This window comes from Arthrobacter celericrescens (assembly GCF_003614925.1).
Classification (GTDB): domain Bacteria; phylum Actinomycetota; class Actinomycetes; order Actinomycetales; family Micrococcaceae; genus Arthrobacter; species Arthrobacter celericrescens.
In genome coordinates this window covers 32,779-45,801 of record NZ_QYLP01000089.1, presented here as the reverse complement: position 1 = coordinate 45,801, position 13,023 = coordinate 32,779, and the positions used below count along the sequence as shown (strand labels likewise).

At 68.2% G+C, this 13,023-nt stretch carries 15 protein-coding genes; 6 read left to right on the top strand and 9 right to left on the bottom strand.

Annotation, left to right across the window (positions count from 1 at the left end; all coding sequences use genetic code 11):
* Positions 1-14: 14 nt before the first annotated feature.
* Positions 15-491, bottom strand: a complete 477-nt coding sequence (locus D3654_RS15425) for a VOC family protein (RefSeq protein ID WP_120522349.1) — start codon at positions 489-491, stop codon at positions 15-17.
* A 77-nt stretch (positions 492-568) separates the two neighbouring features.
* Between D3654_RS15425 and D3654_RS15420 the strand changes: the two genes are divergently transcribed.
* The 3 genes from D3654_RS15420 to D3654_RS15410 are packed head-to-tail and all read left to right on the top strand — an operon-like array spanning position 569 to position 2,688.
* Entirely contained in the window at positions 569-1,498 is a 930-nt protein-coding gene (locus D3654_RS15420) for an RluA family pseudouridine synthase (RefSeq protein WP_120522356.1), read from the top strand.
* Positions 1,499-1,514: 16 nt separating this feature from the next.
* Positions 1,515-2,030 carry a GNAT family N-acetyltransferase gene (locus D3654_RS15415; protein WP_205571825.1) on the top strand — a complete coding sequence of 172 codons (516 nt, stop codon included), beginning with the start codon at positions 1,515-1,517 and terminating at the stop codon, positions 2,028-2,030.
* On the top strand, positions 2,011-2,688 hold the full coding sequence (locus D3654_RS15410) for a hypothetical protein (RefSeq protein WP_120522348.1): 678 nt from the start codon (positions 2,011-2,013) through the stop codon (positions 2,686-2,688). Before D3654_RS15415 ends, D3654_RS15410 begins: the two co-directional genes overlap by 20 nt.
* Positions 2,689-2,700: 12 nt before the next feature.
* Here D3654_RS15410 and D3654_RS15405 read toward each other — a convergent pair whose 3' ends face one another.
* Both D3654_RS15405 and D3654_RS15400 read right to left on the bottom strand, forming a co-directional pair.
* Positions 2,701-3,309 carry a class I SAM-dependent methyltransferase gene (locus tag D3654_RS15405; protein ID WP_120522347.1) on the bottom strand — a complete coding sequence of 203 codons (609 nt, stop codon included), beginning with the start codon at positions 3,307-3,309 and terminating at the stop codon, positions 2,701-2,703.
* On the bottom strand, positions 3,300-3,851 hold the full coding sequence (locus D3654_RS15400; RefSeq protein WP_120522346.1) for an O-acetyl-ADP-ribose deacetylase: 552 nt from the start codon (positions 3,849-3,851) through the stop codon (positions 3,300-3,302). The genes D3654_RS15405 and D3654_RS15400 overlap by 10 nt, the downstream gene beginning before the upstream one ends.
* Before the next feature lie 126 nt (positions 3,852-3,977).
* Between D3654_RS15400 and D3654_RS15395 the strand changes: the two genes are divergently transcribed.
* On the top strand, positions 3,978-4,604 hold the full coding sequence (locus D3654_RS15395) for a DedA family protein (protein WP_120522345.1): 627 nt from the start codon (positions 3,978-3,980) through the stop codon (positions 4,602-4,604).
* Positions 4,605-4,613: 9 nt separating this feature from the next.
* Here the strand turns inward: D3654_RS15395 and D3654_RS15390 are convergent, their stop codons facing one another.
* The 4 genes from D3654_RS15390 to D3654_RS15375 all read right to left on the bottom strand — a co-directional run bounded on the left by D3654_RS15390 (position 4,614) and on the right by D3654_RS15375 (position 9,290).
* A complete protein-coding gene (locus D3654_RS15390; protein ID WP_120522344.1) occupies positions 4,614-5,729 on the bottom strand; it encodes an alanine racemase in 1,116 nt (371 codons plus the stop codon).
* 15 nt (positions 5,730-5,744) lie between these two features.
* The gene (locus tag D3654_RS15385; RefSeq protein WP_120522343.1) at positions 5,745-6,050 is read right to left on the bottom strand and encodes a hypothetical protein; all 306 of its coding nucleotides are present in this window, start codon (positions 6,048-6,050) and stop codon (positions 5,745-5,747) included.
* A gap of 19 nt (positions 6,051-6,069) precedes the next feature.
* Positions 6,070-8,868: a phosphoenolpyruvate carboxylase gene (ppc, locus tag D3654_RS15380; protein ID WP_120522342.1), complete on the bottom strand. Its 2,799-nt coding sequence runs from the start codon at positions 8,866-8,868 to the stop codon at positions 6,070-6,072.
* Positions 8,869-8,987: 119 nt separating this feature from the next.
* Positions 8,988-9,290: a hypothetical protein gene (locus D3654_RS15375; protein WP_162943757.1), complete on the bottom strand. Its 303-nt coding sequence runs from the start codon at positions 9,288-9,290 to the stop codon at positions 8,988-8,990.
* A 120-nt stretch (positions 9,291-9,410) separates the two neighbouring features.
* Between D3654_RS15375 and D3654_RS15370 the strand changes: the two genes are divergently transcribed.
* Together D3654_RS15370 and D3654_RS15365 are read left to right on the top strand one after the other, a co-directional pair.
* Positions 9,411-10,247 (top strand): DUF1684 domain-containing protein, encoded by an 837-nt coding sequence (locus D3654_RS15370; protein WP_120522340.1) that lies wholly within the window; start codon positions 9,411-9,413, stop codon positions 10,245-10,247.
* A gap of 18 nt (positions 10,248-10,265) precedes the next feature.
* Positions 10,266-10,922: a LysE family translocator gene (locus tag D3654_RS15365; protein WP_120522339.1), complete on the top strand. Its 657-nt coding sequence runs from the start codon at positions 10,266-10,268 to the stop codon at positions 10,920-10,922.
* Positions 10,923-10,963: 41 nt separating this feature from the next.
* Here the strand turns inward: D3654_RS15365 and D3654_RS15360 are convergent, their stop codons facing one another.
* Positions 10,964-12,205, bottom strand: a complete 1,242-nt coding sequence (locus D3654_RS15360) for an acyl-CoA dehydrogenase family protein (protein ID WP_120522338.1) — start codon at positions 12,203-12,205, stop codon at positions 10,964-10,966.
* On the bottom strand, positions 12,202-13,005 hold the full coding sequence (locus D3654_RS15355) for an SDR family NAD(P)-dependent oxidoreductase (RefSeq protein ID WP_120522337.1): 804 nt from the start codon (positions 13,003-13,005) through the stop codon (positions 12,202-12,204). Before D3654_RS15355 ends, D3654_RS15360 begins: the two co-directional genes overlap by 4 nt.
* Positions 13,006-13,023 lie beyond the last annotated feature (18 nt).

Genomic DNA, 13,023 nt, shown 5'->3' with positions numbered 1-13,023 from the left:
CCACTGCTCATCAGTCAGCTGCGCAAAACGAGACACCCAACAAGCATGCCAAAGAGCGCCGGGCCGAATTTAGAGACACGCCCTAGCAGGCCCTCGGGTCCTCGGATGTACGCCAGGCGGTAGACGTCTTGGTAATTCACGAGCTCCCGGACCAGCTCGTAGCCGGCGTCGCGGGCCCGGGCAATGACGGCGTCGACATCGTCCACTTGGTAGCAGACATGGCTGAAGCCGAAGGAGTTCACCGGCTTGTCCATTTCCCCTACGGGTTCCGGCGAGATGAACCGGGTGAGCTCCAGCTTGGTGCCGCCGCCCGGCGGCTTCACCATCGCCATGTCGACGCGCGTTCCGTCGAGGCCGTTGACCCTGTCCGCCCAGGGCCCGCCGATCTCCGAACGCCCCTCCACTTCGAAGCCCAGAGCCTGGAAGAAGGCCAGGGCCTTGTCGAGATCCTGCACGGTGACACCTACGTGGTCCATCCGGAAATCAGTCATGCGATCAGCCTACGCGCGGGCGGCAAGAGCCGCGCCGTGGAATCCGGGCCGTGCCGCCCACGTAGAATTGTCCGGTGATGCAATCCCCCCTTCCCGTGCGCGACGGCGTGAACGCCACCCGCCTGCGCCTTCCGGACGAAGGGCCGTGGAGCACGGCAATGGACTACATGATGCACCGCTGGGGCCACATCGACCCCAGCGGCATTGAGGACCGCTTCGACGCCGGCGAGATCGTGGGCGAAGGCGGAGTACCCCTGAGCCGGCACACGAAGCTCGAGGACCACACCTTCATCTGGTACTACCGGACCCTCCCGCAGGAGACGCCGCTGCCGGTGGAGATCAACATCCTGCACCAGGACGAGCATCTGCTGGTGGTGGACAAGCCACACTTCCTGCCCACCACCCCGGGCGGCACCTACATCCAGGAAACCGCCCTGGTCCGCCTGCGGAACCAGCTGGGCCTGCCCGACCTTATCCCGATGCACCGCCTCGACCGCATGACCGCCGGCGTCCTGCTGCTCTCCACCAACCCGGAAACCCGCGGCAAGTACCAGGTGCTGTTCGAGAAGCGGCAGGTGCAGAAGGAGTACGAGTGCGTCTCCGCCGCCGCGCCCGCGCCGGGACATCCCGCCGTCGTCTTCCCCGCGCTGGTGCGCAACCGGATGGTGAAGTCGCGCGACTACCTGCTTGCCAAGGTGGTCGAGGGTGAGCCGAACACCGAGACGCGGATCGAGCAGCTGAAAGCGTTCGACGGCGGAGCGGCCGGCCGCCGCGCCCTGTACCGTTTGGAGCCGCACACCGGCAAGACGCACCAGCTGCGCGTGCACATGGCGTCGCTGGGTTTGGGGATCGTGAACGATGCGTTCTATCCCGAGCTCCTGGACAAGGCGCCGGACAACTACGACAAGCCGCTGCAGCTCCTGGCCCGCGGCATCCGCTTCGTGGACCCGATCAGCAAGCAGCCGGTGGAATACCGCAGCCGGCTGGAGCTCAGCGAGGCACGGTAGGCGGAGGAGGATTCCAATGGCCACCACTCGACTTGTCACCTTGGAAGACGCCCCGGTCTTCGCCAAGGTTCTTACCGAAAATCGCGACTTCCTCGCTCCGTGGGATCCGCTGCGCGACGACGAATTCTTCACTGCGGAGACCCAACACCGCCTCGTCAGTGAAGCCCTGCAGGCCTTTGATGCCGGCACCATGGTTCCGCTGGCAATCACCACCCCCGACGGCGGACTGGCAGGGCGGATCAACATCGGCGGCATCGTCAGAGGTGCTTTGAAGTCGGGTGGGATCGGGTACTGGGTGAGTCAGGAGCACAACGGACGCGGCCTGGCCACCATGGCCGTTGCCGAAATACCTCAACATCGCAGGCCGCTGGCAGGACCATCTGATGTTCCAGGTCCTTGCGGACTAAGCCCCGGCGCCCCTGCCCCGGGGCAGCCCGCGGGAATACCATTGGACTGCTGGGGCCATTTCATCGCTTTGCGGCCAGCGCCGCCCTGGATTCCAAGGAGGATCCATGAAGCACCACAGCCGTGAGCAGCTACCCGAACTTCCCGGCGACCACATGGCCTCGGCCTTCGCTTACACCGCCGCCGCGACCGGGGTGGCCGGCGTCGCCACCCTCGCCGCAATGTACGCGATTGAGGTCCCCAAGGGCGGCCCGTACGTCTTCGGCACCACCAACGATGCCCTCGGCGGCATCTTCAATCTCCTCGCCATCCCAGTGATCCTTCAGGTCCATCGCAGGCTCCCGGCCGGAAGCGGCAACGAAGCCTTGAAATGGGTGGTGGTAGCCGCCAGCGTGGCGGGCTCGGCCAGTTCCTTCCTGCTGGTCTTCCGGGTGCTCGAATTCGCGCCCTCCACCATCGCCTCGGTCTCGGCGATGGCTGTCCAGGCCCTGTGGTTCCTCCTGGCCCACCGACAGTTCCTGAAGCGCCAAGACTTCCCGCGGAGTCTCGGCCGCCTGGGCAAGTTCATCGGCGCCGCACTGCTGGTCGGCCTGCCCCTGTCCGGGCTGGGATACGTCCTGCCCGGCCCGGACGCGCTTCGTTGGACAGTCGCAGGCATCGGAATCGCGCTTGGCGCCACCGGCTGGGTGCTGTGGCCCTACTGGTACTTCCGTGCGGGCCGGGTTCTGGGACATGCCCACGAGATGACGACGACGGCGGGCACCACAGCGCCGCAGGCGGGGTGAGGTCCGCGACAGTCAGCCACGGTTCCGCCGCGCGACGATCGCACCGTGCGGCCGGTGTCCCGAGTCAGTCCGGGTGTGGCTCTCAACCAGGGAGAATCCTGCCGCGCCAAGCAGCTCTACGAGCTCGCCGACAGGCCAGGAGTAGGCATCTGTCACGGCATGGGGAAACCGGCGAAGCTCCGGCGATACGAAGAAGCCCACGAGTAGTCCGCCGCCGGGCGCGAGTGCGCGGGCGAACTCCCGCAGGACCACCGTCAAGTCCTCCGGCTCCAAATGGATCAGGGAGTACCACGCGAGGATGCCCGCCAAGCGGCCCTCGGAAACGCCAAGATTCCGCAGCGATCCTACACGGAACGGCACCTCGGGAAACCGCGCCCGTGCATGGGTGATGAACGCGCGAACCAGGTCAATCCCCTCAACCTCCGCCCCGTTATCCGCCATGTAACCGCTCCAGTGCCCTGGGCCGCAGCCGGCATCGAGAACGGGCCCGTCGATAGTCCGGGCCCACTCACCGATGAGCCGACGGTCCTCGGCATGTGCAGCCTCGACGGAGCCGAACAGGTCCACATACTCGGGAGCCCGCTCTCCGTAGGCGTCCCGCACGACCGGATCTACCCCCACGCAGGACCGCCTTCCCGCACCTGCCGGAAGACCTCCACCATCTCCGTGCTGAACAGCACGAACTCCACCACTTCCACCCCGACGTCCTCGCCGCGTTCCTCGCGCGAGGCAGCAAAGGCGGTCACGGCGTCGAACGCTGTTTCGGCGACCTCACGGGCGTCCCAGCCGTAGATTCCGGCGCTGACCGCGGGGAACGCCACCGACGCCGCCCCCAGCGAGTCAGCAACCAAAAGGCTCTCCCGGAAGCAGGACGCGAGCAGCGCGGGATCGGTCTGCCCGGCGTGCCGGTTCGGGCCCACGGTATGGATCACCCAGCGCGCGGGGAGCCGGAACCCGGGGGTCGCGACGGCGGCGCCCACCGGCAGCCCGTCCGGCAGTTCCGTGCGCCGCAGTTCTTTGCAGGCCGCCAGGAGTTCCGGCCCGGCGGCGCGGTGGATGGCGCCGTCCACTCCCCCGCCGCCGAGCAGCGACGAGTTGGCGGCGTTGACGATGGCGTCCACGGTGCGAGTAGTGATGTCGCCCTGTACAAGTTCAATCCGCATGGTCCCAGTCTTGCACCGCAAGCCACGAAGCGAACCGGCAGCAGATGACCTTTGCGCGCGGATTTAAGGTCAACAGCTGCCAGTTCGCGCGGGGCCAGCGCCCCGGAAGTGCGGTAATTTGTGCGCATGGACTTGAGCACGGCCGAGGGCTGGGGCGCCGCGATCTATCTCTGGATCATCCCCATGGTCCTGGGCGACGCCGTGTTCCCGCCCGTGCCGTCGGAGATGGCGGTCATCACCGGGGGCGCGCTGGCCGCCCAGGGAACGGTCAACCCCTGGCTGGTCGGCCTCGTGGCCGCGAGTGCCTCCTGGCTGGGCGACATCGTGGTGTTCCAGCTCTTCAAGCGCCGCCTCAGCCACGTGCTGGACCGCTGGAAGTGGGGCCGCCGGGTGCACCGGGGCATCCACGAAGCCATCGCCAAGGCCGGCCGCTCCTCCACCTACGGTGCGATCATCGGCGCCCGTTTCATCCCCGGAGGACGGCTCGCGACGTCGGCCGCTGCCGGGATTGCCGACGTCTCCGCCCGCGGGTTCAGCCTGTGTGCCGCGCTCGGCGGCGTGCTATGGGCGGTCTGGCAGACGGGGCTGGGCTACTTCGCTGGTTCCACCACCAAGCTGCCGTTCTGGGCGAGTTCACTGATCGGCGTCGGCGCGGGCCTCGTGATCGGCCTCCTGGTCGGCGTGATCGTCACGCGCAGGCGCGGCAACCGCTCGCCCGTGGACGAACCGCTGGACACTCCCCCGGACCCCTAGAAGGGAACCCTAGAAGGCCGGCTTCCAGACCTCGACGCCGTCCGCGCCCACCGCGATCACCTCGCGCCAGCGGTCGAACACCGAGCAGGGGTGGGAGATGCCGAGGTCCACCGTGTCCCCGACCTCGAAGCCCTCGGCGTCGTCGACGATCGCGTGGTGGTCGAACAGCTTGGTGAGGGTGGCTGCCGAAGCCGCCCCGCCGGAAAGCAGCGCCCCGCCGCGGTGGTGTGCCACGATCACCGGCAGCCCGGCGTCGTACGCAAGTTCGCGCTTGCCGGCATTCAGGATCACGCGGCCCGGCTCGGGCGCGGACACCACCAGCGCGCGAACCACCGCGGCGGCCTCCAGGCCGGGCACCGGGGAGACGCCGGCGTAGGTGCCGTGGTCGTGCACCACGTAGCAGCCAGAACGCAGCACGTTCACGGCGCCGGCCGGCAGGAACATCGCGGCGCGGTCCTGGAACGCGGAGCCGCCCACCGTGAACACCGGCTGCTCCACTTCATACTCAAGCGACTCGAAGACATCCCGCGCCAGGCGGCAGTGCGAGTCGACCACGGCCAGGTTCTCCTCCGTGCGCACGTTCGGAGCCACGCCCTCGTACGCGCTGACACCGGCCAGCAGCAGCCCGTCGGCTGCGGACACCAGCGCCGCCAGCGGCCCGGCCTCGTCCGCCGTGCGGATACCGGTGCGCCCGCCGGTGATCCCGACGTCGATGAGCACCCGGAGCGTCCGGCCCGCCCCCTCGAAGGCGTCCGCCGCCGCGGCAACTCCCGCGGCCGAGTCCACCAGCGCGTAAATCTCCAGTTCCGGCGACTCCGTGAGCATGGAGCGCAGCTGTTCGAGGTGGCTGCGGAACAGCACCTCGTTGGCGATCAGGATCCGGGTGGCGCCCCATTCCACGGCCTGCGCGGCCTGGGCAGTGGTGGCCACGGTGACGCCCCAGCAACCGGGCAGCTGCCGGCGCACGATCTCCTCGGTCATGGTGGTCTTGATGTGCGGGGCCAGGACCATCCCGTGGTCGCGGGTCCAGGCCTCCTTGATGGCGATGTTGCGCTCGATCGCGCCCACGTCGAGGAGCATCTGGGGCAGGGTGTCCAGCACGAGGGCAGGGTCAAGGAAGGTCATGGCGTTCGCTCTTTCTCAGACGGGCATCCACTTGCCGCGGCTGCGGCGCAGCACGGACAGGGAAGCGGTCATCGCAACGCGTTCGACGGCGTCGCGCATCATCTCAGCCGAGAGGCGGGCTTCGCTGTTCTCGCCCTGGTAGTCGCGCGCCTCCACGAGGAAGCGCAGGACGATCTGCGGAACCCCGCCCACAATGCCCAGCTGGTCTGATTCCACATGGTGCCGCGTCTCCAAAGCCTCGACGGCCGAGGCCATGACGGACTCAGGCTCATTGCCGGGCCGCAACCCGGTGATCTTCAACTTGGCTTGGAAAGACGGCACCCATCAACCCTAGCGGCACTTACCCCGTGTTCCGCAGGCCGGCAGCTACGCCGTTGACGGTGATGAGCATGGCGCGCTGCAGGCGTTCGTCGATCTCGGCCCCGGAGATGGAGGCTTCGCGGACGCGGCGCAGCAACTCCACCTGCAGGTAGCTGATGGGGTCCAGGTACTGGTCGCGGATTTCGAGCGAGCGCTTGAGCGTGGGCTGGGCTTCGAGCAGCTCGGACTCGCCGGTGAGCCGCTCCACCTCGGCCACGGTGAGCTCGTACTCGGCGCGGATGGCCTTGAACAGGTGGTGCAGTTCGGCCGGGACCAAGGAGGAGACGTAGTGGCCGGCGATGTCCATGTCCGTCTTGGCCAGCGTCATCTCCACGTTCGAGATCACCGAGCGGAAGAAGTGCCAGCCGTCCATCATCTCGGCGAGTTCGGCGCCGCGGCCGGCGTCGCGGGCGGCCTTCAGGCCGGAGCCCACGCCGAACCAGCCCGGCACGATCTGGCGCGACTGGGTCCAGCCGAACACCCACGGGATGGCGCGCAGGCCGCCCAGCCCCGCGCCGGAGTCGGGGCGCTTGGACGGGCGCGAGCCGATGTTCAGCGAGCCGAGCTGCTCCACCGGCGTCGAGGCCAGGAAGTAGGCGGGCAGCTCGGGGTCGTCGATCAGGGAGCGGTAGCGGTCGAACGCGGCGTCGGAGATGGTCTCCATGACCTCGCCGTAGCGTTCGCGCTGGTCCTCGGAGGTGCGCGGGGTGCGGTGCAGCGCGGAGCCCTGCATGACGGCGGCCAGCGACAGCTCCAGGTTCTCCCGCGCCAGTTCCGGCAGGGAGTACTTGTCCGAGATGACTTCGCCCTGTTCGGTGAACTTGATGGCGCCTTCGAGGACGCCGTTGGGCTGGGCCATGATGGCGTCGTAGGTGGGTCCACCGCCGCGGCCCACGGAACCGCCACGGCCGTGGAACAGCCGGACGCTCACGCCGTGCTTTGCGGCGACGTCGCGCAGCTTGCGCTGGGTCTTGTGGATCTCCCACTGGCTGGTGATCACGCCGGACTCCTTATTGGAATCCGAGTAACCCAGCATGATTTCCTGCACGTCCCCGCGCAGGCGCACCAGTTCGCGGTACGAGGGGTCCGAGAGCAACTGGTCCACGATTTCGGCCGAGGCCCGCAGTTCCTCCACGGTTTCCAGCAGCGGCGCGAAGCCGATCTTTGCGTGCGGAGCGACTCCGAACAGGTCCACGAGGCCGGCTTCACGGGCCAGCACTGCGGCCGCGAGCACGTCGTCCGCGCCGCGGGTCATGGAGATGATGTAGGTCTCGACGACGTCCGGGCCGTAGGTCTGCAAGGCCTGGCGGATGCTGCGGAAGACGTCGTACGTGCCGTCCGCGGCGCCGTCGAGCTTGATCGGGTGGCCGGACAGCGGACGGCGGGACGCCAGCTCGACGCTCAGTCGCTTGAAGCGCTCCTCCCGGCTGAGCTCCGCGTACGGGCCCTCGGTGCCGAGCCGGTCGATGAGCTGCCCGACGGCGTCGTGGTGGTGGTCTGCATGCTCGCGGATGTCCAGGGTGGCCAGGTGCAGGCCGAAGGAGGCGAGGGTGCGGCGGGCCCGGGCCAGCGCGCCGTCCGCAACGAGCGACGCCGAGTGCTTCCTGAGCGAGGTTTCCAGCAGTTCGAGTTCGCCGAGCATCTCGGAGGTGGTGGCGTAATCGCGGCCGGGCTCGTGGTAGCTGCCGGAGGCCACACGGCGGCCGGTGTTGATCAGCTTGGCCTTGATGCAGGTCAATTTGAGTCGGTACGGCTCCTGGGCGTTGAGTTCCAGGACGCGCTTGTCCAAGCCGGGAAGCTTCTTGAGGTCGACGGCGATCGAGTCCAGGAGCTCCTGCTCGGCACCCACCAACGCGGTGGAGTTGGACAGCACGGAGATGAGCTCGTCCACCAGGGAGATGCTGAGGCGGACTGCGTGCTGGTTCTGCAGCTGCAGGATTTCGCGGGTGACGGCGGCGGTGACGTTGGGGTTGCCGTCGCGGTCGCCGCCGATCCAGGAACCGAAGCGCAGCGGGGCGCCCTGCGCGGGCAGGGTGACGCCGTGCTCGGCGAGCAGTTCGGAGAGGTCCGTGAGCATTTCCGGCATGGCGTCGCCGAGGATGCTGTTGAGGTAGTAGATCGCGTTGCGGGCCTCGTCCACCGGCGTGGGGCGGACCTGGCGCAGTTCGTCGGTCTGCCACATCTGGTCGATGATTTCGGAGAGCTGGCGGTCCTGGCGGCGGCGGGCGGAGGTGCCGTCCGCCGTGGGCTCGGCCAGGACGTCCGAGAGCTTGCGGATCTTGTCCAGTACCGAGCGGCGCGAGGCTTCGGTGGGGTGGGCGGTGAAGATGGGGCGCACGTCCAGGCCGTTGACGACGTCCTGCAGCACGCCGGGGCCGGCCTCGCCGGCGATGTCGGCCACGGCCTGGGCCAGCCAGCCGTCCTTTTCCTTGCGGGTACGCAGCCCGCGGACGCGGTGGACCTGCTCGGCGGCGTTGGCGAGGTGGAAGTAGAACGCGAAGGCGCGGACCAGTTCCGTGGCTTCGTCCAGCGGCAGGGAGGCGAGCAGTTCGCGGACCTGGGCGACGACGTCGTGCGCGCTCCAGGGACCGGTGGCGTCGGCACCGCCGCGGGCGGCTTCCTTGGATTCCTTGGTGAGCAAACGGACCTGCTCCACGAGGGCAAGCAGCTCCGGGCCGTGCTGGCGGACCAGCGATTCGCCGAGGAGCGTGGACACCCGGCGGACGTCCGCCCGGAGTTCCGCGGCGAGATCGGCGCTTGAATGTGCAGTGTCAACCATAAGAAAAACAACCTCTGGACATGGTGGTGGCCCGTACACTGCGCTGGATACTGTGAGCCGGATTACTGGTTCCAGAAAATCCTACCCGCAGGGCCTGCGGCCCGCCGCATTGTTTCTTACTAAGGCAGCTTGCTATCGGGTTTCGGCAGCCTCACCTTTCCACCGATGAGGTCCACGCCGTGCCCGCCCGGACCTTCCGAGTAGACCTCGTGCCGTTGCTGTTTCATTTCCTCCCGTGCGGCCGCGGCCTCGACCTTCGTCGGCGCGCCGGTGGCCGGATCGATCATGCCCAGCACACTCCCGAACGTGCCGGTGGCGCCCTTCGCCATGCCGCCGCGCGACACCATCCGGGTTCCGGCCCAGATCGCCGCCAACACCACGCCCACGCAGACCAGCACGGTCACCACCGCATCAATCCCCATGAAGCGAGCGTACGCCGGGGCCGGACCGCAGCACCACGGCTCTGTTCCCCGGCCCCCGGGAATGCCGCCGGCCGGTGCAGGGTTGTAGGCAGCAGACAGCACCGCAGAACCGGAGGAACAATGACCGCAGCAGCGCCCGCCATTGATGCCCAGATCGAACGTTGGCAGCGCTTCCGCAGCAGCCGCAACACGGCCCTCGCACGTCCGCACGGCTGGCTGACCCTCACGTCGTTCCAGTGGCTGGAGTCCCAGCCGTCCGCCGTCGAGCTCGTTCCGGGGCTGTGGTCAACCGACGGTACGACGGCGACCCTCACCGCACATGCGGCCGACGGGCTCACGCTCGTGGAGACCGGCGAGCCGGTGGACGGCACCATCACGGCCGTCCTGCAGGACGAGGAGTCCCTGATGTGGGTGCAGTACGGCGGCCCGGACGGCACCGACGTGATGGTGGAGCTGGCGATGCGCGCGGACAAGTACGCCATCCGCACCCGGGATGACTCCTCGCCCGTGCTGACGGAGTTCGACGGCGTCCCCACCTACGACTACAACCCGGACTGGGTGGTCACCGGCCGTTACGAGGCCTACCCGGAACCGGTGGACGTGCCGATCGGCACCGCGAATCCCCTGGTGGACGGCGTGCACCGCTCGGTGGGCGAGATCGTGTTCCGGATGCCGGGCCTGCCGCACGAGGTCCGCCTGCACGCCGAGGAGGAGAAGCTGGGCGCCCTCAACGTGACCTTCCACGACGAGACGAACGGCAACACCACGGACGAATGGCGCAAGGTCTTCGTGCCGCGCCCCCGCCCGGACGGTTCCGTGGTGGTCGACTTCAACCGTGCCATCAACTACCCGAGCGCCTTCACGCCGTACGGCACCTGCCCCATGCCGGTGTCCGGGAACTCGATCGACGTGGCCGTGGAAGCGGGCGAAAAGCTGCCGTCCGGGCGGGTGATCTGAGGCCCCTATCCTTGGAGGGTGACGCTACAGGAATCCCTTCTCGGCTACGCGGCGCTCGCCGCCCTCATCACCATCATTCCGGGCACGGACACCGCGCTGGTGCTGCGGTATTCGATCGCCCAGGGCCGCCGCCATGCTTACATGGCGGCCTTCGGGATGATCGCCGGCGCCTTCGTATGGGGCGCCGCCGCAGCCACCGGGGTTTCGGCCCTGCTCACCGTCTCCACCGTTGCCTACGACGTGCTGCGCCTGGGCGGCGCCGCGTACATGCTGTGGCTGGGCATCGGGCTCTGGCGCGCCTCCCTGAAGAAGTCCGACGCCGACCTCCCGCCGGGCGCCCTCCCTCACCTGAGCCTGGAGCCGCTGCGCCGCACCTGGCTGAAGGGCTTCGTGTCCAACCTGCTCAACCCGAAGTACGGCATGTTCTGCATCGCGGTCATCCCGCAGTTCCTGGTGCCCGAGGTGCCCGCCGTCTGGATGGGTCTGCTGCTCTCCGTGGTGAGCAACATCGAGGCCGTCATGTGGTTCGTGGCCATCATCTCGGCGGCCCAGTTCTTCCGGAAGTGGCTGCAGGGCGCATCGTTCCGCCGCTGGATCGACCGCGTCACCGGCACCGTGCTGGGAACCTTCGGCGTGGTGGCCGTCGTGGAGACGTTCGCCCCGCGGCACTCCTGAGGTTCCTCGGCGCCTGAGCTTCTCAGGCATCGGACCCGGCGCTACACGATCGCCGACACCCCCGTCACGTTGCGGCCCACGATCAGCGAGTTGATCTCGAAGGATCCCTCGTACGTGTAAATAGCCTCGGCGTCGGCGAAGATCTTCGCCATGCGGTAGTCGGTGACGATCCCGTTGCCGCCCAGGATGGACCGGCCCATCGCCACCGTTTCGCGCATCCGGGCACTGCAGTAAGACTTGGCCAGCGCCACCTGCGCCATGCTCGCTCCGCCGTGCCGTTCCCCCTTCGCGTCAACGTAGGCGTCCTCCTGGAGCTGGGCGATCCGGGCCATCATGCCCATGCTTGCGACCGCGTTGCCGAGCATGTCCACCAGTTGCTGCTGGATCAGCTGGAACTTCGCCAGCGGCCTGCCGAACTGCAGGCGTTCCAGCGCGTACTGCCGCGCGACGTCGAACGCCGCCAACTGCTGGCCCACCGCCTGCCAGGCCACCATGAGGCGCGAACCACGCAGCAGGTAGTTGGTGTCCGTGAAGCTGTTGATCCCGGCGAAGCGGTCCGACTCGGCGATCCGCACGTCCGTGAACGTGATGTTGGCGTTCTGCACCGTGCGCAGGGCGATCTTGTTCTCGATCCGGCTCCGCGCCACCCCCGGCAGGTTTCCGTCCACGATGAAGGCCCTGATCACCTTGCGGCCGGCTTCGAGTTCGGACTCGTCCAGAGCCCAGACCAGCATGTGGTCGCAGAACGTCCCGTTCCCGATCCAGCGCTTGGCGCCGTTCAGCACCCACTGGTCGCCAACCCGCCGCGCGGTGGTTTGCAGACCGCCGGCCACATCCGATCCGTGCTCCGGTTCGGTCAGCGCGAAGGCGCCGGTGGTGCGGAGGTTGGAGGCGTCGTCGAGGTAGCGGTCCTGCTGCTCTTTGGAACCGAACTCGAAAAGCGATTCCACGAAGAGGTCGTGGTGGACCATGAAGAAGGTGGCGATCGACGTGTCCACGCGGGTCATTTCGGCGATCACCAGGCCGGCGAAGAGGTTACTGTAGCCGCGGTGGGTGGGGGTGCTGAGCCGGAGCCCGCCGAGCTTGGGCAGCAGCTGCGCGGGGAACTCGGCCTTGTCCCACCAGTCCTTGGCGTAGGGGGCCACCTCACCGGCCAGGAACTCGCGCACCTCCTGGAGTTTGCGCTGTTCCTGGACGCTGAGCAGCGACCCGAAGTCGAAGAAATCGGCCGTGGGCAGCTCGGCTGCGTCCGGGGTGCTTCCCGGCACGGTGTCCGGGCTCATTTCGGCGCCATCCGGATGGCGCCGTCAAGGCGGATGGTTTCGCCGTTGAGCATGGCGTTCTCCACGATGTGCGCCACCAGGCTGGCGTATTCGGCGGGGCGGCCAAGCCGTGCGGGGTGCGGGACCTGCTGGCCCAGGGAGTCCTGGGCGTCCTGCGGCAGCCCGGCGAGCATGGGTGTTTCGAAAATGCCCGGGGCGATGGCCATGACCCGGATCAGGGAGCGCGCCAGTTCCCGCGCCACCGGAAGCGTCATGGCGGCCACCGCACCCTTGGACGCCGCGTAGGCGGGCTGGCCGATCTGGCCGTCGAACGCGGCCACGGAGGCGGTGTTGATGATGACGCCGCGCTCGGACCCGCCGAGTTCGGTGGTCACGGGCTCGGTGGCGGCCATCGCTGCCGCAGCCAGCCGGATGACGTTGAAGGTGCCCACGAGGTTGATCTGGACGACCCGGGTGAAGCTTTCCAGCGGCAGCACGCCGTCGCGACCCAGCACCTTGCCGGGGGTGGCGACGCCGGCGCAGTTCACCACGATGCGCAGCGGGCCGAGAGTCGCGGCAGCGTCGACGGCGGCCTGCACCTGCTCCTCGTCGGTAACGTCCGCGGGGACGAAGACAGCCTTTGGATTGGACGCGGAAGCGGAGCCGGATGCGTTCAGTTCCGCGGTAAAAGCCTCGCCCGCCGGGGACGGAAGGTCGAGCAGCACCACGGAAGCTCCGGCGTCGAACAGTCTCCTGGCCGTTGCGGCCCCCAAACCTGACGCCCCGCCGGTGACCAGTGCCACCGTTCCCCTGATGTCCATCCGTCCTCCTTGATGCCA